1 protein-coding gene is annotated in these 535 nt (G+C 46.4%); it reads left to right on the top strand.

Going from position 1 to position 535, the window contains the following annotated elements; translation table 11 throughout:
• Positions 1 to 256 precede the first annotated feature (256 nt).
• The coding region (locus HGH47_RS12250) for a hypothetical protein (protein WP_432912758.1) at positions 257 to 535 on the top strand (279 nt) is incomplete at its 3' end.

Genomic DNA, 535 nt, shown 5'->3' with positions numbered 1-535 from the left:
AAAAAAACCGAGCTGTCGGACACAGAAGGAGATAAGCGCCCTGCGGGCTGCCATTTTAAGGCCCCCGCAAACCGTAACCTTGACACGAGAAGGCGGACGCGGACGGGAGACTGTCCATGCATGGCTTTTAGAACCGGCGGTAAAAAGTTTCATGCCTTTACTTCGTTATGCGGCATACTTTCCGTCGAACGGCTTAAAAAAAGCCGTATGCCGTGCAAGGTTTTTTTTAAGACCCGATGGAGGCTTCATTATTTAAATGAGTGATAAACGACATACAGCGAGGGATGCGCGGAGGCGGCAACGCCGCAGTGAAAAACGGGATGCAAAATTAAAAGCCTTTGATGATTTTAATCAAGTGGCTAATCCCGATAATCTGTGCGCAGCCTTTAAAAAATCCCGTCGTGAAGTGTCGTGGAAAGAAAGCGTACAGCGCTATGAAGCGAACCTTTTACCGAATATCCTTGATGCTCGGAAAAAATTGTTAGCCGGTGAAAGTGTACAAAAAGGCTTTAAAGAATTTACTTTAAACGAACGC

Origin of the sequence: Treponema sp. OMZ 805 (assembly GCF_050937395.1) — a bacterium.
GTDB lineage: Bacteria > Spirochaetota > Spirochaetia > Treponematales > Treponemataceae > Treponema.
Note: the sequence above shows the minus strand (reverse complement) of the source record. Positions and strands in the feature narration are given on the sequence as shown.